The sequence below is a fragment of the Pseudonocardia zijingensis genome (assembly GCF_042657305.1).
In the GTDB taxonomy this organism is placed as follows: domain Bacteria; phylum Actinomycetota; class Actinomycetes; order Mycobacteriales; family Pseudonocardiaceae; genus Pseudonocardia; species Pseudonocardia zijingensis.
In genome coordinates, this window is sequence record NZ_JBHSKO010000007.1 from 237,391 (window position 1) to 259,164 (window position 21,774).

The following is a 21,774-nucleotide window of genomic DNA, read 5'->3' on the forward strand; positions in this document are numbered from 1 at the left end:
GTGGACACGCTCGTCACGCAGGTCTTCAACGGCCTGTCCGGCGGCTCGATCCTCCTGCTGGCGGCGCTGGGCCTCGCGCTCACGTTCGGCCAGATGGGCGTGATCAACATGGCGCACGGCGAGTTCATCATGGCGGGCGCCTACACCGCGTACGTCACGCAGAACCTGCTCGGCGCGGCCGGGCTGTCGCTGCTGGTGTCGCTGCCGATCGCGTTCGCGGTGGGCGGCGTGCTCGGGGTGGTGCTGGAGGCCCTGTTGCTGCGCCGCATGTACCACCGGCCGCTGGACACCCTGCTCGTCACGTGGGGTGTGTCGCTGGTGCTGCAGCAGCTCGCCCGCGACGTCTTCGGCACGGCGGGCGTGGACGTGCCCGCTCCGGAGTGGCTGTCCGGGCCGGTCGAGGTGCTCGGGTTCTCGTTCCCGCGCACGCGGCTGTTCATCCTGCTGCTCGCGGTGGCGGCGTTCCTCGCGCTCGCCGCGGCGCTGCGTTACACCGCGCTCGGGCGCCGGATCCGCGCCACCGTGCAGAACCGCCCGCTCGCGGAGACCTCCGGGATCTCCACCCGCGCCACCGACCGGCTGACCTTCTTCATCGGGTCCGGCCTGGCCGGCGTCGCGGGGGTCGCCCTCACGCTGATGGGCTCCATCTCGCCCAACCTCGGCACGTCGTACATCGTCGACGCGTTCCTCGTGGTCGTGGTGGGCGGCATCGGCCAGATCAAGGGGGCTGTGATCGCCGCGTTCCTGCTCGGCGTGGCGCAGAGCTGGATCGAGTACTCCACGACCGCGTCCATCGCGAAGGTGCTGGTGTTCGCGCTGATCGTCGCATTCCTGCAGGTCCGGCCGCAGGGCATCTTCACGGTGCGGACGAGGAGCCTCGCATGAGCAGGCGGTGGGCGGTGCCCGCGGCGTTCGCGGGCACCGCGCTGCTGTTGTTCGTCGTGGCGCCGCTCGCCCTGTCCCCGTTCCGGCTCGACCAGCTCGGCCGATACCTGTGCTTCGCGATCGTCGCGGTCGGGATCGGGCTGGCGTGGGGTCGCGGCGGGATGCTGACGCTCGGCCAGGGCGTGTTCTTCGGGATGGGCGCCTACCTGATGGCGATGCACCTCAAGCTCGCCGACGCGGGCCCGGGCGGCACCCCGGACTTCATGGCGCTGATCTCGTCGGACGGCGTGCCGTGGTGGTGGGAACCGTTCCGCTCCGAGGTCGTCACGCTGCTCGCGATCCTGCTGCTGCCCGCGGCCGTCGCCGCCGTGCTGGGGCTGGCCACGTTCCGGCGCCGGGTGCGGGGCGCGTACTTCGCGATCCTGTCGCAGGCCCTCGCCGCGGCGTTCGCGATCCTGCTCATCGGCAACCCCACCGGCACCGGCGGCTCCACGGGCCTGTCGGGCTTCCGCGGGTTCTTCGGCTTCGCGCTCGCCGACCCCGCCAACCGCCTCGTGCTGTTCTTCACGGCGGCGGGCGTGCTGCTGGTGCTGCTGGCGCTGGCCCGTCAGCTCATGGTGAGCCGCTACGGCGAGCTGCTCGTGGCCTGCCGCGATGCCGAGGAACGCGTGCGCTTCCTCGGCTACGACCCGGCCACCGTCAAGACGGCCGCGTTCGTCGTGGCCGCGTTCACCGCGGGCATCGCCGGTGCGCTGTTCGTGCCGATCGTCGGCATCGTCTCGCCCAACGACGTCGGGATCGTGCCCTCGATCGGGATGCTCATCGGCGTCGCCATCGGGGGCCGCACCACGCTCTTCGGCCCGGTGCTGGGTGCGATCGCGGTGGCGTGGGCGGGCAGCACGCTGTCCGAGCAGTTCCCGTCGGGCTGGACCTACGCCCAGGGCCTGCTGTTCATGCTCGTGATCGCGTTCCTGCCCGGCGGCCTGGCGTCGCTGGCATGGCGGCGGACGCGGCCGGCGCGCCCCGCGGCGGCCGCGCAACCCGTTCCGGCGCCGTCGGGAGGCAGTTGATGCAACGCGACTACCTCGAGGTCTCCGATCTCACCGTCAGCTTCGACGGGTTCGTGGCGGTCGACGGCGTGGACCTCTCCGTGCTGCCCGGTGACCTGCGGTTCCTCATCGGACCCAACGGCGCGGGCAAGACCACGCTCATCGACGCCGTGTCGGGGCTGGTGCCCGCCACCGGCTCGGTCCGCTACGGCGGGCACGAGCTCACCGGGCTCAAGGTCCACCGGATCGCCCGGCTCGGCGTGGGCCGCACGTTCCAGACGGCCACCGTGTTCGAGGAGCTCACGGTCCTGCAGAACCTCGACATCGCCGCAGGCCACCGGCGTGGCCCGGGCACGCTCCTGCGGCGCCGCAAGGGGGTGCCGGAGGAGGTCGAGCAGGCCCTCGAGACGATCGGCCTCACCGACCTGGTCGACGCCCCCGCCGGGGTGCTCGCCCACGGCCAGAAGCAGTGGCTCGAGATCGGGATGCTGCTCGTGCAGGACGCCCGGCTACTCATGCTCGACGAACCCGTGGCCGGCATGAGCGCCGAGGAGAAGGACGAGACCGGGCGGCTGCTGCGGCGCGTCGGCGCCGACCGCACGGTCGTGGTGGTGGAGCACGACATGGACTTCATGCGCTCCTTCGCCAACTCCGTCACCGTGCTGCACGCCGGGAAGGTGCTCGCAGAGGGCAGCGTGCGCGAGGTGCAGGCCGACCCCCGCGTGCAGGAGGTCTACCTCGGGCCCGGGCACCACTCGCGGGCCGAGGTAGAGACCGTGCTCGGGGAGGTGCAGTAGATGCTCACCATGACCGACGTCGACGTCGGCTACGGCCGCACCTCGGTGATCCACGGCGTCACCGTCGCGGTGCCGGCCGACGGGGTGGTCGCCGTGCTGGGCCACAACGGCGCGGGCAAGACCACCCTGCTGCGCGCCGCCGTCGGGCTGCTGCCCACCCGGTCGGGCCGCATCCTGCTCGACGGCGAGGACGTCACGGGTATCCCCGCCCACCAGCGGGTACGCCGCGGCCTGGCGTACGTGCCACAGGGCCAGCAGTCGTTCGGGCAGCTGACCACGCTGGAGAACCTGCAGGTCGTCGCCGACACCAAGCGGGACGGCAGAGCCCGCATCGACGAGGCACTCGACCTGTTCCCGGCGCTGAAGGACCTGCTGGGCCGGCGGGCCGGCCTGCTGTCGGGCGGGCAGCGCCAGCAGCTCGCGATCGCCCGCGCGCTGATCACACAGCCCCGGATGCTGATCCTCGACGAGCCCACCGAGGGCATCCAGCCCTCCGTGGTGGCCGAGATCGAGGAGGCGATCCTGGCGCTCACCCGCCGCGGCGGGCTGTCGGTGCTGCTGGTGGAGCAGCACGTCGGCTTCGCCCTGGACGCCGCGGGCCACTACTACGTGCTCGCCTCCGGGCGCGTGAGCGCCGAGGGCCGGGGCGGCACCGACTCGGTCACCGACGTGCGCTCCGCGATGGCGATCTAGGAGCGTGATCGGCGGTACCGGGTGATCGGAGGACCTACCCCACCGCGGACGTGATCAGGTCGCGCAGCGGCCCGGCGTCGATCCCGCGGTTCTCCAGCTCGTCCACGATGGCGTCGGCCGCCGCGGCCGCGCCCTGCGCCGCGATCTCCGGACCGGCCTGCGCGATGTCGCTCTCGACGTTCTGCCGCAGCACCGAGCCGCCGTACCAGAGGCCGAGCACGAGCGCGCCGACCGGCAGCAGCAGCGAGGCGGCGAGCCCGAGGCCTGCGATCGCCTTGGGGCGGGCGATCACGAGCGCGATCACGGCGAGGACGAACACCACGAGCGCGCCGAACATCACCCCGACCAGGCTCGCCGCCTGGCTCCCCACACTTGCGAGCGGGTCGGACGACACGATGTCGACCGAGGCCAGCGTCTGGTAGGTCAGGTAGTACATCAGCGCGGACACGACCAGCGCGAGGAGCAGCACCAGGCCGGCGAAGATCTGCCCGCGCGTGCGCGGGCGGCTGGGTTCGCGCCTGGCGGGGCGGTCGTCGCGGGGATCGTCGTACCGGTCGTCGTAGTCGCTGTCGCCGTACCCGTCGTGGTACTCGTCGGCGAGGGGAGCTCTGCGGGTGGGGGCCGGGGGCACCTCGGCGCGCACCGTGGGGATCGGCGTGGTGGGCAGGAACGCCGTGCGGTCCGGCGCCGCCGGGGGCGGCGGGCGCATCGGCGCGGGGCCGGTCGGGTGGGGAGCGGTCGGGTGCGGTGGCGCGCCGTGGCCCGGCGGACCCCACCGGGTCGGCTCGCTCAACGCCCTGCCCCCAAGCTCGCGTGCCGGGCGCGGGCCGGGTGCCCATGGTTCGCTCGTTGGCGCTCGCTCATCGCCGCACCATCTCACGATCGGGTGATCGGCGCCCGACCCGGTCGGATGCGGCGCGTCACGCGCGGGTAGGGCGCGCCTGCGGCGGAAACATGATCGCAGCACCCGAGTAACAATTCGCGGTGAGGATGGCGGGCATGCACCTGAGCCCCCAGGAGCGCGACAAGCTGCTCGTCCACGTGGCCGCCGACGTCGCACGGGCCCGCCGCGCACGCGGGTTGCGGATGAACCACCCCGAGGCCGTCGCCCTGATCACCGAGCACGTGCTGGAGGGCGCGCGCGACGGGCGCACCGTCGGAGAGCTCATGTCGAGCGGACGAGAAGTGCTCTCGAAGGACGACGTGCTCGAAGGCGTGGGTGAGATGCTCGACTCGGTTCAGGTCGAGGCCACCTTCCCGGACGGCACCAAGCTCGTCACCGTCCACAGCCCGATCGTCTGATGGTTCCCGGCGAGGTGCTCCCCGGCGACGAGCCGGTCGAGCTGAACCCGGGCCGCGAGCGCACGGCACTCGTGGTCACGAACACCGCAGACCGCCCCGTGCAGGTGGGCTCGCACTTCCACTTCGCCGCGGTGAACCCCGGCCTGGAGTTCGACCGCGCGGCCGCGTGGGGCAAGCACCTCGACATCCCGGCAGGCACGTCGGTGCGGTTCGAGCCGGGCGTCGAGCGCGAGGTCGTGCTCGTGCCGCTGGCGGGCGCCCGGCAGGTGCCGGGCCTGCGCACCGAGTACGCGGGCGCACTCGACGAGAGGGGTCCGGAGTGACGTCGATCGAACGCGACCGCTACGTCGACCTGTTCGGCCCCACCGTGGGCGACCGGGTGCGCCTCGCCGACACCGACCTGCTGATCGAGATCACCGAGGACCGCAGCCGTGGCGCGGCGTCCGGCGACGAGGTGCTGTTCGGCGGCGGCAAGGTCATCCGCGAGTCGATGGGCCAGTCGGCCCGCACCAGCGCCGACGGCGTGCCGGACCTCGTGATCACCGGCGCCGTCGTGCTCGACCACTGGGGCGTGGTCAAGGCCGACGTCGGGGTGCGCGACGGGCGGATCGTCGGCATCGGCAAGGCCGGCAACCCCGACACGATGGACGGCGTCGACCCCGATCTGGTGATCGGCCCGTCCACCGAGGTGATCGCCGGGAACGGCCGCATCCTCACGGCGGGCGGCATCGACTGCCACGTCCACTTCATCACCCCGGGCCTGGTCGACACCGCGCTCGCCGCGGGGATCACCACCCTCGCCGGCGGCGGCACCGGCCCGGCGGAGGGCACCAAGGCCACCACCGTCACGCCCGGGCCGCGCGCGATCGGGCGGATGCTGCAGGCCCTGGACCACCTGCCGATCAACGTGCTGCTCATGGGCAAGGGCAACACCACGAGCGCCGACGCGCTGTGGGAGCAGCTGCGGGCCGGTGCGGGCGGGTTCAAGCTGCACGAGGACTGGGGCACCACGCCCGCGGCGATCGACGCCTGCCTGCGGGTGGCCGACGCGTCCGGTGTGCAGGTGGCGATCCACACCGACACCCTCAACGAGGCCGGCTTCCTCTCCTCCACCCTCGCCGCGATCGCGGGCCGCTCCATCAACGCCTTCCACACCGAGGGTGCAGGTGGCGGGCACGCCCCGGACATCATCGAGGTGGTGGCCGCGGCGAACGTGCTGCCGTCGTCCACCAACCCCACGCGACCGCACACCGTCAACACGATCGACGAGCACCTCGACATGCTGATGGTCTGCCACCACCTCAACCCCGGGGTGCCCGAGGACCTCGCCTTCGCCGAGAGCCGCATCCGGCCCAGCACGATCGCGGCCGAGGACCACCTCCACGACCTGGGCGCGATCTCCATGATGAGCTCCGACTCCCAGGCCATGGGCCGGATCGGCGAGGTGATCATCCGGACCTGGCAGACCGCGCACGTCATGAAGGCCGCGCGCGGTGCGCTGCCCGGCGACGGGCGCGCCGACAACCTGCGGGCCCGCCGGTACGTCGCGAAGTACACGATCAACCCGGCGGTCGCCCACGGCATGGCGGGCGAGATCGGCTCCGTGGAGGTCGGCAAGCTCGCCGACCTCGTGCTGTGGGAGCCGAAGTTCTTCGGGGTGCGCCCGGAGCTGGTGCTCAAGGGCGGCTTCATCGCGTGGGCGCAGATGGGCGACGCCAACGCGTCGATCCCCACCCCACAGCCGGTGTTCCCGCGGCCGATGTTCGGGGCGGCGCCCCTGGTGGCCGCCGAGACCAGCCGCAACTTCGTGGCCGCCGCCGCCCTCGACGCCGGTCTCGACCACCTGCGCCTGTCCAAGCCCGCGCTCGCGGTGGCCGACACCCGGTCCGTGGGAAAGGCGGACATGGTCGCCAACGACGCCACCCCCGACGTCCGGGTCGACCCCGACTCGTTCGCCGTGCGCATCGACGGCGAGCTGGTGGAACCCGCGCCCGTCGACGTGCTGCCGATGGCCCAGCGCTACTTCCTCTTCTGATGCCCTCGCTCGCCGCGCTCACCCTCGCCGACGCCCGGTTCCCCGGTGGCGGGCACGTCCACTCGGGCGGGCTGGAGGAGGCGGTGGCCCGCGGGCTCGTCACGGGCACCGCCGACCTGGCGCCGTTCCTGCTCGGGCGGCTGCGCACGGCCGGGCTCACGGCAGCGGCGTTCGCCGCGGCGGCCGCCGTGCCCGATGCCCCCTTCGGCCTGCTCGACGCGGAGCTGGACGCCCGCACGCCCGCGGTGGCGCAGCGGGAGGCGTCCCGGGCCCAGGGCCGGGCGGCCCTGCGTGCGGCCCGGGTGGCCTGGCCGTCGCCGGTGCTGGACGTGCTGGTGGCCGTGCACCCCCGGCCGCACCACCCGCTCCTGGTCGGGGCGGTGGTCGGGCTCAGTGGCGGCCCGCCGGCCGAGGCGGCGCACTGCGCGGCCTACCTGTCCGTGAGCGGACCGGCGTCGGCCGCCGTGCGGCTGCTCGGCCTCGACCCGTTCGCCGTGAACGCCGCGGTGGTGGCGCTGGGCCCCGTGCTCGACGCGGTGGTCGCCGAGGCCACCGTCCCCCGCAGGCCCGAGCGGCTCCCCGCACCCGGCGCGCCGGTGCTCGACCTCATGGCCCAGGCCCACGTCCACCACCACCGGGAGCAGGTGCGTCTCTTTGTCAGCTGACCACGGACACGGCCACGGCCACCTCGTGAGCTTCGACCCCACCGAGTCCGAGCCGGACCTGCACGTCCCCGTGGAACCCCGGGGCCGCGCCGTGCGCATCGGCATCGGCGGGCCGGTCGGCAGCGGCAAGACGGCGCTGGTGGCGGCGCTGGCCCGCGCGCTGGGCGAACGGCTGCGCCTCGCCGTGGTGACCAACGACATCTACACCACGGAGGACGCCGACTTCCTGCGCCGCAGCGCCGTGCTCGCGCCCGAGCGGGTGGAGGCCGTGCAGACCGGCTGTTGCCCGCACACCGCGATCCGCGACGACATCACCGCCAACCTCGACGCGATCGAGCTGCTCGAGGAGCGGTTCGGCGACCTCGACCTGGTGCTCGTCGAGAGCGGCGGCGACAACCTCACCGCCGTGTTCAGCCGCGGCCTGGTGGACCGGCAGATCTTCGTGGTGGACGTGGCGGGTGGCGACAAGGTGCCGCGCAAGGGCGGTCCGGGCGTCACCACCGCCGACCTGCTCGTCATCAACAAGATCGATCTCGCGCCGCTCGTCGGCGCCGACCTGGACGTGATGACCGCCGACGCGCACCGCATGCGGGGCGAACTGCCCGTGATCGCGCAGTCGCTGGTGGCCGACCCCGCGGCCACCGCCGTAGCCGAGTGGGTGCTCGCGCAGGTCGCGGCCGTCCGCGCGCTCGTCTGATCGATGCGGGCACGGGCACGGGTCGTCGTCGAACGCGGTCCCGACGGACGCAGCGTGGTGCGGGAGCTGCGCTCGCAGCCGCCGCTCACGCTGCTGCCCCAGCGCGGCGCCGCCGCCGCGCGCTCGGCAGCGGCCACCGTGCACATGATCGGCTCGGCCTCGAGCCCGCTGGGTGGCGACGACGTGGCGCTCGACGTGGAGATCGGGCCGGGCGCCGACCTGGAGCTCACCGGCGTGGCGGCCACGCTGGCCCTGCCGGGGCAGGCGGGCCGGCCCAGCAGGCTCGTGGTGCGGCTGCGGGTGGCCGAGGGCGCCGGCCTGCAGTTCCTGCCCGAGCCGACCGTGGTCACGGCCCGCGCCGACCACCACACCGAGCTGCACGCCGAGCTCGGCGACGGGGCCCGGCTGCGCTGCCGCGACGTGCTGGTGGCCGGCCGCAACGGGGAGCCGTCCGGCCGGTACCGCGGGCTCGTCCACGTGCGGGACGGCACGCGGCCGCTGCTCGTGCAGGAGCAGGAGCTGGGCGACGCCGGGTTGCAGGGCTCGGCCGCCCACCTGGCCGGCCGGCGGGTGCTCGGCACCGAGGTCCTCGTGTGGGGTGAGGATCCGGCCGACGCCGTGGCCGGGGACTGGTGGTCGCTGTGCCCGCTCCCGGGCCGCGGCTGCCTGGCCTCGGCCGTCGGCCCGGACGCGGTGGCGGCCCGGCGCGCGCTGGCCGCCGCCGCGGCCGCCCACCCGGGGTGGTCGACAACGGCGCTGCGCACCTCCGCGGCCCTACGGTGAGCCCATGAGCCGGCGCAGGCTGCCCGAGGACGCCACCACGTTCGTCGCCTCGCTCGCCCGCTCCCGCCGGGCAGGCGCGCCGGAGGCGGTGCTGGGCGAGCTGCGCCGCGTGATCCTCGCCGGTGACGCCCCGCCCGGTCTCGCTATCCCGTGCGACGAGGTGGCCGCGCTGTTCGAGGTGAGCGTCATCCCGGTGCGCGAGGCGCTGAAGACGCTCGTCGGGGAGGGCCTGGTCGAGCACCGGCCGCGGGCCGGCTACACGGTCGCCCGGCTGACCAGCACCGAGCTCGACGAGCTGTACGTCGTGCGCGGGGTGCTGGAGCAGGCCGCGCTCTCCGCCGCCGTGGCCCGCGCGGGCCCCGACGACCACGACCGGGCCCGCAGCGCCCACGCCGCCACCGCCGCGGCGATCGACGACGGTGACGGCCGCGCGTACCACCGGGAGAGCCGGCGGTTCCACCTCGCGCTCGTGGTGCCCGCCGGGATGGGCAGGCTGCAGGCGATGCTCGAGTCGGCGTGGAACCTCACCGAGCCGCACCGCCCGATGGCGCAGGTGCCGCCGCAGGAACGGCGCAGCCTGCACGCCGAGCACGAGCGGATGCTCGCGGCGTTCGTGGCCGCGGACGCCGTTGCGCTCGGCGAGGAGGCGACGCGGCACCACGCGCACCTGCGCCACACGGTCTCCGCGCACGCCACCAGGACCGACGCGGCGGAGCCCGGTCACCCGACCGCCGTGTCCCCCTGATCGCCGCTCGCGGAGATCCGGTCCACCAGCTCGACCACCGCGCGCGTGCCGTCCTCGTCGGCGAGCCGCCGGGCCATCGCCTGCGCGGCCTCGCGGTGGCGCGGCTCCAGCACCGCGCGCAGCGCGGCGGTCAGGCGTTCCTCCCCCAGCTTGCGGAAGGGGATCACCTCGGACGCGCAACCCAGCTCGACGAGCCGCTTCGACCACAGCGGCTGGTCGGCGAACACCGGGGTGGGCACAGACGGCACGCCCGCCCGCAGCGTGGCCCCGGTGGTGCCGGCCCCCGCGTGGTGCACGACCGCGGCCACCCGCGGGAGCAGCCACTCGTGCGGGGCGTCCCCGATCGCGAGGACGTCCGGCCCGAAGCCGGAAGCGTCTGCTCCCAGGCCCGCGCGACCGGCCTGGAGGATCCCCCGCGCCCCGGCCGCGCGCAGAGCGGCCACCACGAGCGGCAGCAACCGGGCGCCGTGACCACCCGCCATGCTGCCGAACCCGACGAGGACCGGCGGTGGCCCGGCGGCGAGGAACTCGGTGAGCTCCGCGGGCGGCTCCCACGCCACCGGCTCGGGCCACCAGTAGCCGACCACCTCGAGGCCGGGACGCCAGTCGTCGGGACGGGGGAGCACCGCGGGGCTGTAGCCGTGCAGGATCGGCCAGCCCTCGCGGGCCTGACGCGCGGCGGTGGCCCCCACGGAGCGGGGCGGGAGCCCCAACTCCCGGCGCAGCCGGTCACCGGCCCGGTGGAACGGGATCATGCTGCGCAGGCCGAGCTCGCCGAGCAGCCGGTTCCCCCGCGCGCCCCACGACCGGGCGGAGTGCAGCACGATCGGCGGGAACGCGCTGGTGGGCGTCATGGGCTGGTTGTAGAGCCCTGCGCTGGGGATGCCCAGCGCCTCGGCGATGTCGTAGCCGAACGGGGCCGAGCCGTTCATCAGCAGCAGGTCCGCGTCGGCGGCGGCCTCGAGCGTGGCGTGCGCCGCGCGGTGCAGCAGTTCGGTGAGCCGCGGCACCCGGCCCGCCTGGTAGGCGGGGGTCGACCGCTCCGGCAGGTCGAGCAGGACCCCGAGATCACCGGGCATCGGGTGGGCCTGCAAGCCCACCCCGGTGACCATCGACGCGTACGAGGGGTGCGCCGCGATCGTGACGGTGTGCCCGGCCCGGCGCAGCGCCGTGCCGACACCCGTGAACGGGACGACATCGCCGCGGGACCCGACGGCGCAGATGAGGACGCGCACTCCGCTGCTTTCGACGACGAGGGAAGAACACCTTATCGCGCGCTAGGTTGCCGACGTGGCCTCCACGCGCATCCTCGTCGTCAACCCCAACACCACCGCGGCGATGACCGCCACCATCGAGTCCTGCGCCGCGGCCGCGGCCGGACCAGGCACCACGGTCACCGCGGTGACGCCGTCGATGGGGCCGGTCTCGATCGAGAGCCACTACGACGAGGCGCTCGCCGTGCCCGGCCTGCTCGCCGAGATCGCCCGGGCCGAGGAGGAGGGATCCGCCGACGGCTACGTGATCGCCTGCTTCGGCGACCCGGGCCTGGACGCCGCCCGGGAGCTGGCCCGTGGCCCGGTGGTCGGCATCGCCGAGGCCGCCATGCGCACCGCCGCCTACCTGGGGCGGGGGTTCAGCGTGGTGACCACGCTGGAGCGGACCACGGGTCGCGCCGAGGACCTCGCCGCGCACTACGGGCTCGCGCGGTTCTGCCGCCGGGTGCGGGCCTGCGACATCGGCGTGCTCGCGCTGGAGGAGCCGGGCGCGCGCGACGCCGTGCTCGCCGAATGTGCTCGCGCGGTGGCCGAGGACGGCTGCGACGCCGTGGTGCTGGGCTGCGCGGGCATGGCCGACCTGTGCCGGGAGATCAGCGCGAAGATCGGGGTGCCCGTGGTGGACGGGGTGGCGGCCGCCACCCGCACCGTGGAGACGCTGGTGGCGCTCGGGCTGCGCACCGGCGACCGGGGCGAGTTCGCCCGCCCGCCGGCCAAGCCTTACACCGGCCTCCTGCGTGATTTCCAGGTCCGGTAGCCAATTATAAGTTGAGATTTGTTTCCTCCCGCGCAATACGGCGTGAATCATCGTCACGAGGCCCACCGACGCGCCGGGATGTCGCTTAGCGTCCGAGGTGCGGCCGGATCCGGACCACTGCTGCGGGAGGCGCGATGACCGAGTCCCTCACCAACTCCGACGCGGAAGTGCGCCACTACGACGACCGGCTCACCAACGAGGACCTCGCACCGTTGCGCGAGCAGCGCTGGGGTTCGTACAACTTCTTCGCGTTCTGGATGTCCGACGTGCACAGCGTCGGCGGGTACGTCACGGCCGGGAGCCTGTTCGCCCTCGGGCTCGCGGCGTGGCAGGTGCTGGTGGCGCTGCTGATCGGCATCACGATCGTCTACTGGCTGTGCAACCTCGTGGCGCGGCCGAGCCAGGCCACCGGCACCCCGTACCCGGTGATCTCCCGGGTGGCGTTCGGCGTGCTCGGCGCCAACATCCCGGCGATCATCCGCGGCCTCATCGCCGTGGCCTGGTACGGGATCCAGACCTACCTCGCCTCGGCCTCCCTCGTGGTGGTCGCGCTGAAGCTGTGGCCGGGGCTCGCCCCGTACGCCGAGGTCGACGAGTACGGGTTCGTGGGCCTCTCGCTGCTCGGCTGGGCGGCGTTCCTCGCGATGTGGGTGGCCCAGGCGGCGGTGTTCTGGAACGGCATGGAGGCGATCCGCAAGTTCATCGACTTCTGCGGCCCCGCCGTCTACGTGGTGATGTTCCTGCTCGCCGGCTACCTCGTGCTGCAGGCGGGCTGGGGAGCCATCGACCTGAACCTCGTCGAGGTCAGCATCACCGGGTGGGCCGCGGTGCCGGTGATGCTCACCGCCATCGCGCTCGTGGTGTCCTACTTCTCCGGCCCGATGCTCAACTACGGCGACTTCGCCCGCTACGGCCGCACGTTCGCCGCCGTCAAGCGGGGCAACTTCCTCGGGCTGCCGATCAACTTCCTCGCGTTCGCGCTGCTCGTGGTGATCACCACGGCCGCCACGATGCCGGTCTTCGGCGAGCTGATCACCGACCCGGTCGAGACCGTGGCCCGCCTCGACAACACCTACGCCGTGGTGCTGGGCGCCCTGACCTTCATGATCGCGACGGTCGGGATCAACATCGTGGCGAACTTCGTCTCGCCCGCGTTCGACTTCTCCAACGTCGCGCCGCAGCGGATCAGCTGGCGGGCCGGCGGGATGATCGCCGCGGTGGGCTCGGTGCTCATCACGCCGTGGAACCTCTACTCCAGCCCCGACGTCATCCACTACACGCTCGACACGCTCGGAGCCTTCATCGGCCCGCTGTACGGCGTGCTCATCGCCGACTACTACCTGGTGAAGCGGCGCGACGTCGTGGTCGACGACCTCTACACCCTGCGCCCCGACGGCACCTACCACTACCGCGGCGGCTACAACCCGGCGGCGATCGCCGCCACCGCGGTGGGCGCCACGGTGGCCATGCTCGTGGTGCTGCTCGGCTCCTCCGACGCGGCCGCGTTCAGCTGGTTCATCGGTGCCGGCCTCGCGTTCGCCGTGCACATGGCGGTGTCGCGCCGGGCGCCTCAGGCCGCTGGGCGCTCGTGATACGTGTCGACGTACTCCTGGTGTGAGAGCCGCGCGATCGCGTCCATCACCTCGTCGGTGACGGCGCGGCGGATCGCGCTGGAGCCCTCGAGGCCCTCGTAGCGGCTGAAATCGAGCGGCTGGCCGAACCGCACGACCACCTTGTAAGGGCGGGGGAACTTCTTGCCCACCGGCTGCACCAGCTCGGTGCCGATCAGCCCGACCGGCACGACGGGTGCACCGGTGGACAGGGCCAGGCTCGCCACGCCGGTGTGCCCGCGGTGCAGCCGCCCGTCGAGGGACCGGGTGCCCTCCGGGTAGATCGCGAAGGCGCCACCGGCCTCGAGCACCCCGCGCGCCGCCTGCAGGGCCGCCAGCCCCGCCTTCGCGTTGGCGCGGTCGACGGGCACGTACCCCAGCGCCGAGAGGAACGACGCCAGCGCGCGGCCCTTCAACCCCTTGCCGACGAAGTACTCCGCCTTCGCGAGGTACGACACGGGACGGCCGGCCGTCAGCGCGATCACCGCGGTGTCGACGGCGGCGCGGTGGTTGGCCGCGAGGATCACCGGCCCGTCCTTGGGCACCCACTCCGCACCGTGCACCACCGGGCGGTAGATGAACCGGGCGAGCGGGGCGAGCAACCAGCGGACGAGCAGATGCACGGGCAGGGAACGTCGATCAGGTCCCGGAGGTTCCCGATCGTGGCGGATTCGGCGCCCGACCACCCGGACGGCGGCATCGGGCGGCCGGCGCTCAGTCCTCCTCGGGGTCGCCACGCATCGCGCGGAGGGCGTCCTGCCGGCTCATCCCGGTGGCCTGCAGCAGGTCCAGCGCGATCGAGCGCACCTGCGCCACGATCACGACCTCCGACGGCCCCGGGGTGAACGTGCCCGCGAGCTGCCGGGCGTGCTGCACCACCTCGATCACCGGCTCCCGCGCCAGCTCCCGGTCCCCGTCGCGCCCCAGCTGCGCGGTGAGCGCCCGCACCGCGACGGCCAGCTCGTTCAGCACGTCGGCGAGCTCCGGAGCGGCGGGCTCGTCGTCGCAGAGCGCCGTGTACGTGCGGCGGATGAGCACGCGGGTGTTGCGCATGGCGTAGTCGGCGCGCTCCGCCAGCTCGGCGAACCGCCCGAGCTCGCGACGGCGCCGGCGCAACGGCGGGGAGACCCGCGTGACCTCGTGGCCGCCCAGCAACGCCGACCGCATCTCGTCGATCAACGGCTGGGTGGCCCGGGCCCGGGCCAGCGCCTTCGACGCGGCCTCGGGGTCCCGGTCGCGCAGCGCGCCCGCGGTGGCGTCGAGCACGGCGGCCAACTCGTCGAGCAACGCGCGTGCCTCCCGCCGCACCGGCCCGACCGGGTCGGCGGGCAGCACCGCGGCCACGAGCAGCCCGGCGCCGCCCCCGATCAGGGCGTCGATGCAGCGGTCGAACCCGCCGGCGTCACCCGGTGGCAGGAGGGTGGCCACCAGCACCGCCGACGCCCCGGCCTGCCCGACGAGGAGGGTTGCCCCGTCGGCGAACACCGCGGCCGCCATCGCGAGCGCGACGACGAGCACGATCTGCCACGGCCCGCTGCCGATCACCGAGATCAGCGCGTCGCCCACGAGCACACCGAGGCTCACGCCCACCACCAGTTCGGCGGTGCGGCGCAGCCTGCTGCCCAGCGAGATCCCCAAGCTGATCACGGCGGCGATCGGCGCGAAGAACGGCCGGGCGTGCCCGACCAGGTCGTTCGCGACGAACCACGCACCGCCCGCAGCGAGGGCGCACTGCCCGATCGGCAGGGCCGACATCTGCAGCCTGAGCCAGCCGGCAGCGAGCCGGGTGCGCAGCCGGCCGGCTGCTGCGGCCACGGGTCAGCCGAGACCGAGCGCCGCGGCCGCCTCCGGATCGGAGTCGGTGAGGAACACCCGGCAGCGTTCGGCCTCGTCGGCCTCCCCGATCGCCTCGGCGGCCTTGTGGAGCGCGCCCAGCGCCCGCAGGAAGCCCCGGTTGGGCTCGTGCGACCACGGCACCGGGCCGAAGCCCTTCCAGCCCGAGCGGCGCAGCTGGTCGAGCCCGCGGTGGTAGCCGGTGCGCGCGTAGGCGTACCCGGTGATCGTCTCCCCCCGGTCGAGGGCGCTCTCGGCGAGCACCGCCCACGCCAGGCTCGACGTGGGGTGGCTCGCCGCGACCTCGGCCGCATCGGTGCCCCGGTCGAGCTCGGCGGCGGCCGGGTCGACCGGCAGCAGGGTGGGGTCCGGCCCCAGCAGATTGCCCTGAAGACTCATCGGAGAGAGGTGCCCGTCGACTTGAGGTTCTCGCACGCCAGCGTGACCCGCTTCGCCATCGCCGCCTCGGCCACCTTCATGTACGAGCGCGGGTCGTAGACCTTCTTGTTGCCCACCTCACCGTCGACCTTGAGCACGCCGTCGTAGTTGGTGAACATGTGCCCCGCGATCGGGCGGGTGAAGGCGTACTGCGTGTCGGTGTCGATGTTCATCTTGACGACGCCGTAGCTCACGGCCTCGTGGATCTCCTCGAGCAGCGAGCCGGACCCGCCGTGGAAGACCAGGTCGAGCGGCTTCGAGCCCTCGGCCAGCCCCAGCTTGGCGGTGGCGACCTCCTGGCCCGTCTTGAGGATCTCCGGGCGGAGCTTGACGTTGCCCGGCTTGTAGACGCCGTGCACGTTTCCGAAGGTGGCCGCGAGCAGGTAGCGGCCCTTCTCGCCGCCGCCGAGCGCCTCCACCGTGGCCTCGTAGTCACCCGGGGCGGTGTAGAGCTTCTCGTTGATGTCGTTGGCGACGCCGTCCTCCTCGCCGCCGACGACCCCGATCTCGACCTCGAGGATGATCTTCGCCTTCACGGCGCTGTCGAGGAGCTCCGCCGCGATCCGCAGGTTCTCGTGCAGCTCGGTGGCCGAGCCGTCCCACATGTGCGACTGGAACAGCGGGTTCTCACCGCGGTCGACCCGCTCCCGGCTGATCGCGATCAGCGGCCGGACGTAGCTGTCGAGCTTGTCCTTCGGGCAGTGGTCGGTGTGCAGCGCGATGTTGACCGGGTACTTCTTCGCGACCACGTGCGCGAACTCGGCGAGCGCGACGGCGCCCGTGACCATGTCCTTGACCCCGCCGCCGGAGGCGAACTCCGCGCCGCCGGTGGAGAACTGCACGATCCCGTCGCTCTCCGCCTCGGCGAAGCCGCGCAGCGCGGCGTTCAGGGTCTCCGAGCTCGTGACGTTGATGGCCGGGTAGGCGAACTCACCGCTCTTCGCCTTGTCCAGCATCTCGTTGTAGATCTCGGGGGTGGCGATCGGCACGGCTGACCCTCCTCGACGTTCGCGGCTTTCGCCCCGAGTATCCCGCACGGGCGGGGCGACGTCCCCGTCGGCGGCTCGGCGCCGCCTACTAGGCTCAGCAGGGTGCTGGGGGACGGTGCGGGCAACGCGGTCGAGGCCACGCTTTCCCGCCTGCGGCGGCTCGACGACCGGCCCGGGCACGCCCATGCCCCGGGCGCGCCCCTCACCATCTCGGACCTCTACCGCGACCACCGCATGCGGATGGTGCGCCTGGCCATCCTGCTCGTCGACGATCCGAGCACGGCGGAGGACGTCGTGCAGGAGGCGTTCGCCGGGCTGCACCGGCACTGGTCGGGGCTGCGCGACGAGGCCGCCGCCGTCGGCTACCTGCGCACCGCGGTGGTGAACGGCTCGCGCTCGGTGCTGCGGCGCAGGCGCACGGCGCGCGACTACGTGCCCCCGCACCAGGTCAACGCCCGCTCGGCCGAGTCGCTCGCGATGCTCTCCGCCGAGCACCAGGCCGTGGTCGACGCGCTGTCCACGCTGCCGCCCCGCCAGCGCGAGGTCCTGGTGCTGCGCTACTACGGCGGGCTATCCGAGGCCGAGATCGCCGAGGCCACCGGCATCAGCAGGGGCACCGTCAAGTCCACTGCCAGCCGCGCGCTCGACGCCGTCGCCAAGGTCATGGGCTCGCGCACCTGAGCCCCGGATCCCCCGGACGGCGCGGCGATACGGCACCATGGGCCCGTGACCACGACCGACGAGTCCGAACGGCGGCTCGCCGAGGCGCTGCAGGCGAGGGCCAGCGGCGCACCCGGACGGGCCACCTGGCGCCCGGCGCGCGGGGTCCCCGGGCGCTCGGGCACACCCACCGCCACCGCCCTGCTGCTCGCCCTGCTCGGCGGCGGAGCGCTGGGCACGGTGCTGGCACTCGTGTCGCTGCTCGCCCCGGGTGTGCTGCCGCCCCTCGGGTGACCGGTACCGTCTTCCCCCGTGACGCTCGCACTCGGCCCGGAATGGCTGCAGCCCGACACGATCATCTCGTGGCTCGGGCCGTGGGCGCTCGTCGGGCTCGCCCTGATCATCTTCGCCGAGTGCGGCCTGCTGCTCGGCTTCTTCCTCCCGGGTGACTCGCTGCTGTTCACCGCGGGCCTGTTCGTGGCGCAGGGCGCGATCGACGCCCCGCTGTGGCTGGTGTGCACGATCCTCGTGGCCGCTGCCGTCATCGGCAACGCCACCGGCTACTGGGTGGGACGCGCGGCCGGGCCCGCGATCTTCGACAAGCCGCAGTCGCGGCTGTTCAAGCCCGCCCACGTCGTGAAGACCCAGGGCTTCTTCGACAAGTACGGCAACCGGGCCATCGTGCTCGCGCGGTTCGTGCCGATCGTGCGCACGTTCATCACGGTCATGGCGGGCGTGGGCCGGATGGACCCACGGCGCTACCTCACCTACTCGCTGATCGGCGGCGTCGCGTGGGCCGCCGGGGTCACCGTGCTCGGGTTCTGGCTCGGCCAGTTCGCGTTCGTGCGCGAGAACATCGAGCTGATCCTGATCCTCATCGTGCTGGTATCGGTGCTGCCGATCCTGGTCGAGCTGGTACGCGCCCGGCGCAAGCCGGGGCGGCAGGCGGCGTAACGCCCGTCGACCCGGCCACGAGCCTCCGGGAAACCCTACGCTGGAGACCCGTGACCGCCCCCGCCGCGCAGCTCGCCCTCGCCGGGCCGCTCGACCAGGCGGGGCCGCTCACCGTGTGGGCGGTCGTCCTCGTCTTCGTCTTCCTCGAGTGCGCCTTCATCATCGGGATGTTCCTGCCCGGTGACTCCCTGCTCATCGCCGCCGGTGTCGTGCTCGCCCACGGCGCACACGAGATGAGCGCGTGGACGCTCGGGTTCGTCGCGGCGGGCGTCGCCGTCACGGGCAACCAGGTGGGCTACCTCGTGGGGCGCTTCGCGGGCACCCGCATGCTCGCCCGCCGGGAGGGGCGCATCCTCAACCGCGCCAACCTCGAACGGGCCGCCGCGTTCTTCGCACGGTGGGGCTTCTGGGCCATCGTGGTGGCCCGCTGGCTGCCGTGGGTGCGCACGCTGGCCCCGATGATCGCGGGCGCCGCCCGCATGGACAACGCCCGCTACATCGTGGCCAACGCCGTCGGCGCGCTCCTGTGGGTCCCCACTCTGATCATGCTCGGCTACTACGGGGCCGGCCTGCTCGACACGCTCCCGTGGCTCATGGAGGCGGCCACGATCCTCGCCGTCGGCTTCTTCGTCGTCGGCAGCGGCTACGGGCTCTACCGGTACCTGCAGGACGTGCGCAGGCCGGTCGACGAGACCGCGCACCACCCCGAGGACGACCGCGACGACGACCTGCGCGACGCCGCCTGACGCCCGGGCGCCCCGGGTCAGGCCTCCTGCAGCCGCGCCGCCGCCTCGAGGAGCATCCAGCCCGACAGCTGCACCGACAGGTCGGCCTCGGGCGTGCCCGGCCGCGGTTCCTGCGCCAGGTCGCGCCACTCGGCCGAGAACACCGGGCCGCGGGCCAGCTCCACGCGGCCCTTCCACACCGCGTCGGCGTTGACGAACACCAGCTCGCGCGCGGCGTCGGCGAGCTCGGGCAGGCGCAGCGCGGCGTCGGCGAGGTAGCGGGCCGTGATGCCGGCGAACAGGCCACCGTCACCCCCGCCGGAGCCGGGCAGCACCCCGTCCGGCCCGGCGAGCCGGTGGCGCACCGCGTCGACGAGCGCGAGCGCCCGGTCGGTCCAGCGCTGGTGGCCGTCCCGGGCGGCGAGCTCGACGCAGGCGCCCAGGTAGGCGCCCTGGTTGTAGGTGTAGACGTACGGCTCGACGGCCCGGATGCTCCCGTCCGGCGCGATCCGCACGCCGTCGCGCACCAGGCCGGTGTCCGGGTCCACGAGCGTCTCGGCCATCCAGTCGACGATGGCCGCGGCGAACGCGGACTGCCCGTCGCGGGCCAGCAGGATGGCGGCCGGGCCGTTGGCGGGGGCCGCCTTGACGTCGTCGTCGCGGCGCCACCAGATCCCGCCGCCACCGCCCTCGGTCCAGCCGTCGTGCAGCCGGTGCAGGATCCTGGGCAGCGCCGAGGGCCCGGAGCGCCCCACCAGGGTGCCCGCGCGCTGCAGCGCGAGCCCGAGCCACGCGATGTCGTCGAAGTAGCGGTTCAGCCAGGCACCACCGTTGCGCAGCCGCACGCTGCGGGCGAGCGCGGCGATCGCCTTCGCCCGCGACCGCTGGGGCGCGCGCAGCTGGGCGTCGATCAGGCAGTCGAGCAGGTGCGCCTGCCACCAGTAGTGCCACGGCGCGAACAGGGACGGGGTCCGGCGGGGCCAGCGGACCCGGCCGATCCGGGTGGAGGGCAGGACGCCACCGATCCGGCGCACGTGCCGGCGAACGACGGCGCGCTCGGCGACACCCGCCCGTTCCCTCCAGTCGACGTCCGCGGCATCCACCCGGCCAGTCTGCACGATGGCCGGAAACGAGGGATGCCCGTCGTTGACGCCATGAACAGGCCGGGCGACGCTGGTCCGGTGCCCCTCCACGAGGTCCTGATCCCGCTGTTCGACGGGGTGCAGCCGCTCGACGTGGCGGGGCCGCACGAGGTGTTCGCGGGGGCCACGGAGGTGCTGGAGCACCGTGACTGCGGCCCGGGCTACCGCGTGTCGCTCGTGGCCGCGCAGCCCGGCCCCGTGCGCACCCCCAGCGGCATGCAGCTGGTCGCGGACGGCCCGCTGCCCGAGTCGGGGCAGATCGGAACCCTGCTCGTGCCGGGCGGCAGGGGCCCGCTCGAACTCGCCGCGGACGACCCGTTCGTCCACTGGCTGCGCCGGGCGGCACCACGGGCCGACCGGGTGGTGTCGGTGTGCACCGGTTCCTTCGTGCTCGCCGCCGCCGGCCTGCTCGACGGGCTGCGCGCCACCACCCACTGGCACTACGCCGCCCGGCTCGCCGACGCCCACCCGGCCGTCGACGTCCGGCCGGACGCCATCTACCTGAGGCAGGGCCGGATCTGGACGGCCGCGGGCGTCACCGCGGGCATCGACCTCGCCCTCGCACTCGTGGAGGCCGACCACGGCGTCGAGCTCGCCCAGCAGGTCGCCCGCCACCTCGTGGTGTTCCTGCGCAGACCGGGCGGGCAGAGCCAGTTCGCCGGCCCGGTCTGGACCCCGCCCGCGCGCCGGCCCGGCGTCCGCGAGGCCCAGGACCTCATCCACGCCGACCCCACCGCCGACCTGCGCGTCCCGGTGCTCGCCGCCCGCGTCGGGATGAGCGAGCGGCACTTCAGCCGGGAGTTCACCCGCGCGCTGGGCTGCCCGCCCGGCGACTACGTGGAGCAGGTGCGCGTCGACGCCGCCCGCAGGCTCCTGGAGTCCGAACCCGTGCTGGTCTCCGTGGCCGCCGCCCGCGCGGGCTTCGGGTCCGCGGAGACCATGCGCCGCGCCTTCCTGCGCCGCCTCGGCGTGCCACCAGACCACTACCGGCGGCACTTCGCCGTCCGGTGACCGACTTCGAGAGGAGCCTGCCGTGCAGGTCGCCGTCGTGCTGTTCCCCCGCGTCACCGCGCTCGACGCCATCGGCCCCTACGAGGTGCTGCAGCACCTCCCCGAGGTGGACGTCGTGTTCACCGGCGCGCACCGTGGGGAGGTCCGCACCGACAACGGGTACCTCGGCCTCACCGTCGACAGGTCCCTCGACGAGGTCACCGCGCCCGACGTCGTCGTGGTGCCCGGCGGCCCGGGCACCCGCGACCTGCTCGGCGACACCCCGTACCGCGACTGGCTGCGCGCGGTGCACCCCGGCACCCGGTTCACCACCTCCGTGTGCACGGGCTCGCTCGTCCTCGGCGCCGCCGGGCTGCTCGAAGGGCTCACCGCCACCACCCACTGGGGCGCCTACGAGCTCCTGCGCGAGTTCGGCGCCGAGCCGGTCCAGCAGCGCGTGGTGGAGCACCTCGACCGGCGGGTGATCACCGCAGCGGGCGTCTCCTCCGGGATCGACATGGCCATCCGGCTCGTCGAGCTCCTCCTCGACGAGGTGTCGGCCAAGGCCGCCCAGGTGTTCATCGAGTACGACCCGCAGCCGCCGTTCGACGCGGGGCACCCGAGCAAGGTGGGCGAGGACGTCATGAAGCGGATCTCCGGATTCGCGCTGGCCCGGTCGACGTCCTAGGGCCACGGGGCGCTCACACACCGGCAGTGGGGCCCACACACCGACTGCAACCGATGTGCCAGC

The 21,774-nt window shown here is 73.7% G+C and carries 26 protein-coding genes; 19 read left to right on the forward strand and 7 right to left on the reverse strand.

The genetic code is table 11. The features are described 5' to 3' along the window. The 4 genes from urtB to urtE are packed head-to-tail and all read left to right on the forward strand — an operon-like array spanning position 1 to position 3,424. A complete protein-coding gene (gene urtB, locus ACFPL3_RS17045) occupies positions 1–885 on the forward strand; it encodes an urea ABC transporter permease subunit UrtB (RefSeq protein ID WP_343947122.1) in 885 nt (294 codons plus the stop codon). After that, positions 882–1,955, forward strand: a complete 1,074-nt coding sequence (gene urtC / locus ACFPL3_RS17050; protein WP_343947123.1) for an urea ABC transporter permease subunit UrtC — start codon at positions 882–884, stop codon at positions 1,953–1,955. The genes urtB and urtC overlap by 4 nt, the downstream gene beginning before the upstream one ends. Further along, entirely contained in the window at positions 1,955–2,731 is a 777-nt protein-coding gene (gene urtD / locus ACFPL3_RS17055) for an urea ABC transporter ATP-binding protein UrtD (RefSeq protein ID WP_343947124.1), read from the forward strand. The genes urtC and urtD overlap by 1 nt, the downstream gene beginning before the upstream one ends. Next, positions 2,732–3,424 carry an urea ABC transporter ATP-binding subunit UrtE gene (gene urtE / locus ACFPL3_RS17060; RefSeq protein ID WP_343947125.1) on the forward strand — a complete coding sequence of 231 codons (693 nt, stop codon included), beginning with the start codon at positions 2,732–2,734 and terminating at the stop codon, positions 3,422–3,424. Between the two features lie 34 nt (positions 3,425–3,458). Here the strand turns inward: urtE and ACFPL3_RS17065 are convergent, their stop codons facing one another. After that, the gene (locus tag ACFPL3_RS17065) at positions 3,459–4,217 is read right to left on the reverse strand and encodes a hypothetical protein (protein WP_379589307.1); all 759 of its coding nucleotides are present in this window, start codon (positions 4,215–4,217) and stop codon (positions 3,459–3,461) included. 206 nt (positions 4,218–4,423) lie between these two features. On the opposite strand from ACFPL3_RS17065, the gene ACFPL3_RS17070 reads away from it, so the two are divergent. Genes ACFPL3_RS17070 through ACFPL3_RS17100 form a run of 7 tightly spaced genes read left to right on the forward strand, consistent with a single transcriptional unit; the run spans position 4,424 to position 9,651 of the window. Then, positions 4,424–4,726, forward strand: a complete 303-nt coding sequence (locus ACFPL3_RS17070) for an urease subunit gamma (RefSeq protein ID WP_343947127.1) — start codon at positions 4,424–4,426, stop codon at positions 4,724–4,726. Next, entirely contained in the window at positions 4,726–5,049 is a 324-nt protein-coding gene (locus ACFPL3_RS17075; protein WP_343947128.1) for an urease subunit beta, read from the forward strand. The genes ACFPL3_RS17070 and ACFPL3_RS17075 overlap by 1 nt, the downstream gene beginning before the upstream one ends. Further along, the gene (locus tag ACFPL3_RS17080; protein WP_343947129.1) at positions 5,046–6,761 is read left to right on the forward strand and encodes an urease subunit alpha; all 1,716 of its coding nucleotides are present in this window, start codon (positions 5,046–5,048) and stop codon (positions 6,759–6,761) included. The genes ACFPL3_RS17075 and ACFPL3_RS17080 overlap by 4 nt, the downstream gene beginning before the upstream one ends. Next, on the forward strand, positions 6,761–7,426 hold the full coding sequence (locus tag ACFPL3_RS17085; protein ID WP_343947130.1) for an urease accessory protein UreF: 666 nt from the start codon (positions 6,761–6,763) through the stop codon (positions 7,424–7,426). Before ACFPL3_RS17080 ends, ACFPL3_RS17085 begins: the two co-directional genes overlap by 1 nt. Beyond that, entirely contained in the window at positions 7,416–8,123 is a 708-nt protein-coding gene (gene ureG / locus ACFPL3_RS17090) for an urease accessory protein UreG (RefSeq protein ID WP_343947131.1), read from the forward strand. Before ACFPL3_RS17085 ends, ureG begins: the two co-directional genes overlap by 11 nt. Positions 8,124–8,126: 3 nt before the next feature. After that, the gene (locus ACFPL3_RS17095; RefSeq protein WP_379589311.1) at positions 8,127–8,906 is read left to right on the forward strand and encodes an urease accessory protein UreD; all 780 of its coding nucleotides are present in this window, start codon (positions 8,127–8,129) and stop codon (positions 8,904–8,906) included. 4 nt (positions 8,907–8,910) lie between these two features. Continuing rightward, on the forward strand, positions 8,911–9,651 hold the full coding sequence (locus ACFPL3_RS17100; protein ID WP_343944031.1) for a GntR family transcriptional regulator: 741 nt from the start codon (positions 8,911–8,913) through the stop codon (positions 9,649–9,651). On the opposite strand, the gene ACFPL3_RS17105 is transcribed toward ACFPL3_RS17100, so the two are convergent. Continuing rightward, positions 9,627–10,886, reverse strand: coding sequence for a glycosyltransferase (locus ACFPL3_RS17105; protein WP_343944030.1), 1,260 nt, complete (start codon positions 10,884–10,886; stop codon positions 9,627–9,629). The two genes, ACFPL3_RS17100 and ACFPL3_RS17105, sit on opposite strands and share 25 nt — an antisense overlap. A gap of 55 nt (positions 10,887–10,941) precedes the next feature. Here ACFPL3_RS17105 and ACFPL3_RS17110 point away from each other — a divergent pair, with 55 nt between their 5' ends. Both ACFPL3_RS17110 and ACFPL3_RS17115 read left to right on the forward strand, forming a co-directional pair. Continuing rightward, positions 10,942–11,682, forward strand: coding sequence for an aspartate/glutamate racemase family protein (locus ACFPL3_RS17110; protein WP_343944029.1), 741 nt, complete (start codon positions 10,942–10,944; stop codon positions 11,680–11,682). Positions 11,683–11,816: 134 nt separating this feature from the next. Further along, complete coding sequence (locus tag ACFPL3_RS17115; protein WP_343944028.1) at positions 11,817–13,274, forward strand: NCS1 family nucleobase:cation symporter-1; 1,458 nt, start codon at positions 11,817–11,819, stop codon at positions 13,272–13,274. Here ACFPL3_RS17115 and ACFPL3_RS17120 read toward each other — a convergent pair. The 4 genes from ACFPL3_RS17120 to fbaA all read right to left on the reverse strand — a co-directional run bounded on the left by ACFPL3_RS17120 (position 13,253) and on the right by fbaA (position 16,552). Then, entirely contained in the window at positions 13,253–13,915 is a 663-nt protein-coding gene (locus tag ACFPL3_RS17120) for a lysophospholipid acyltransferase family protein (RefSeq protein WP_343944027.1), read from the reverse strand. The genes ACFPL3_RS17115 and ACFPL3_RS17120 overlap by 22 nt on opposite strands. A gap of 91 nt (positions 13,916–14,006) precedes the next feature. Then, the gene (locus ACFPL3_RS17125) at positions 14,007–15,107 is read right to left on the reverse strand and encodes an FUSC family protein (protein ID WP_343944026.1); all 1,101 of its coding nucleotides are present in this window, start codon (positions 15,105–15,107) and stop codon (positions 14,007–14,009) included. Between the two features lie 3 nt (positions 15,108–15,110). Next, positions 15,111–15,524: a DUF3151 domain-containing protein gene (locus ACFPL3_RS17130; RefSeq protein ID WP_343944025.1), complete on the reverse strand. Its 414-nt coding sequence runs from the start codon at positions 15,522–15,524 to the stop codon at positions 15,111–15,113. Further along, positions 15,521–16,552 carry a class II fructose-bisphosphate aldolase gene (gene fbaA / locus ACFPL3_RS17135; protein ID WP_343944024.1) on the reverse strand — a complete coding sequence of 344 codons (1,032 nt, stop codon included), beginning with the start codon at positions 16,550–16,552 and terminating at the stop codon, positions 15,521–15,523. Before fbaA ends, ACFPL3_RS17130 begins: the two co-directional genes overlap by 4 nt. Positions 16,553–16,654: 102 nt before the next feature. Here fbaA and ACFPL3_RS17140 point away from each other — a divergent pair, with 102 nt between their 5' ends. Genes ACFPL3_RS17140 through ACFPL3_RS17155 form a run of 4 tightly spaced genes read left to right on the forward strand, consistent with a single transcriptional unit; the run spans position 16,655 to position 18,912 of the window. Continuing rightward, entirely contained in the window at positions 16,655–17,233 is a 579-nt protein-coding gene (locus tag ACFPL3_RS17140) for a SigE family RNA polymerase sigma factor (RefSeq protein WP_379589315.1), read from the forward strand. A 45-nt stretch (positions 17,234–17,278) separates the two neighbouring features. Further along, a complete protein-coding gene (locus ACFPL3_RS17145) occupies positions 17,279–17,506 on the forward strand; it encodes a hypothetical protein (protein WP_343944023.1) in 228 nt (75 codons plus the stop codon). A gap of 18 nt (positions 17,507–17,524) precedes the next feature. Continuing rightward, positions 17,525–18,166: a DedA family protein gene (locus ACFPL3_RS17150; RefSeq protein ID WP_343944022.1), complete on the forward strand. Its 642-nt coding sequence runs from the start codon at positions 17,525–17,527 to the stop codon at positions 18,164–18,166. A gap of 50 nt (positions 18,167–18,216) precedes the next feature. Further along, positions 18,217–18,912, forward strand: a complete 696-nt coding sequence (locus ACFPL3_RS17155; RefSeq protein WP_343944021.1) for a DedA family protein — start codon at positions 18,217–18,219, stop codon at positions 18,910–18,912. A 17-nt stretch (positions 18,913–18,929) separates the two neighbouring features. On the opposite strand, the gene ACFPL3_RS17160 is transcribed toward ACFPL3_RS17155, so the two are convergent. After that, positions 18,930–19,994 carry a glycoside hydrolase family 76 protein gene (locus ACFPL3_RS17160; RefSeq protein ID WP_343944020.1) on the reverse strand — a complete coding sequence of 355 codons (1,065 nt, stop codon included), beginning with the start codon at positions 19,992–19,994 and terminating at the stop codon, positions 18,930–18,932. Between the two features lie 78 nt (positions 19,995–20,072). Between ACFPL3_RS17160 and ACFPL3_RS17165 the strand changes: the two genes are divergently transcribed. Both ACFPL3_RS17165 and ACFPL3_RS17170 read left to right on the forward strand, forming a co-directional pair. Next, entirely contained in the window at positions 20,073–21,044 is a 972-nt protein-coding gene (locus ACFPL3_RS17165; RefSeq protein WP_343944019.1) for a GlxA family transcriptional regulator, read from the forward strand. A 22-nt stretch (positions 21,045–21,066) separates the two neighbouring features. Then, complete coding sequence (locus tag ACFPL3_RS17170) at positions 21,067–21,711, forward strand: DJ-1/PfpI family protein (RefSeq protein WP_343944018.1); 645 nt, start codon at positions 21,067–21,069, stop codon at positions 21,709–21,711. Positions 21,712–21,774 lie beyond the last annotated feature (63 nt).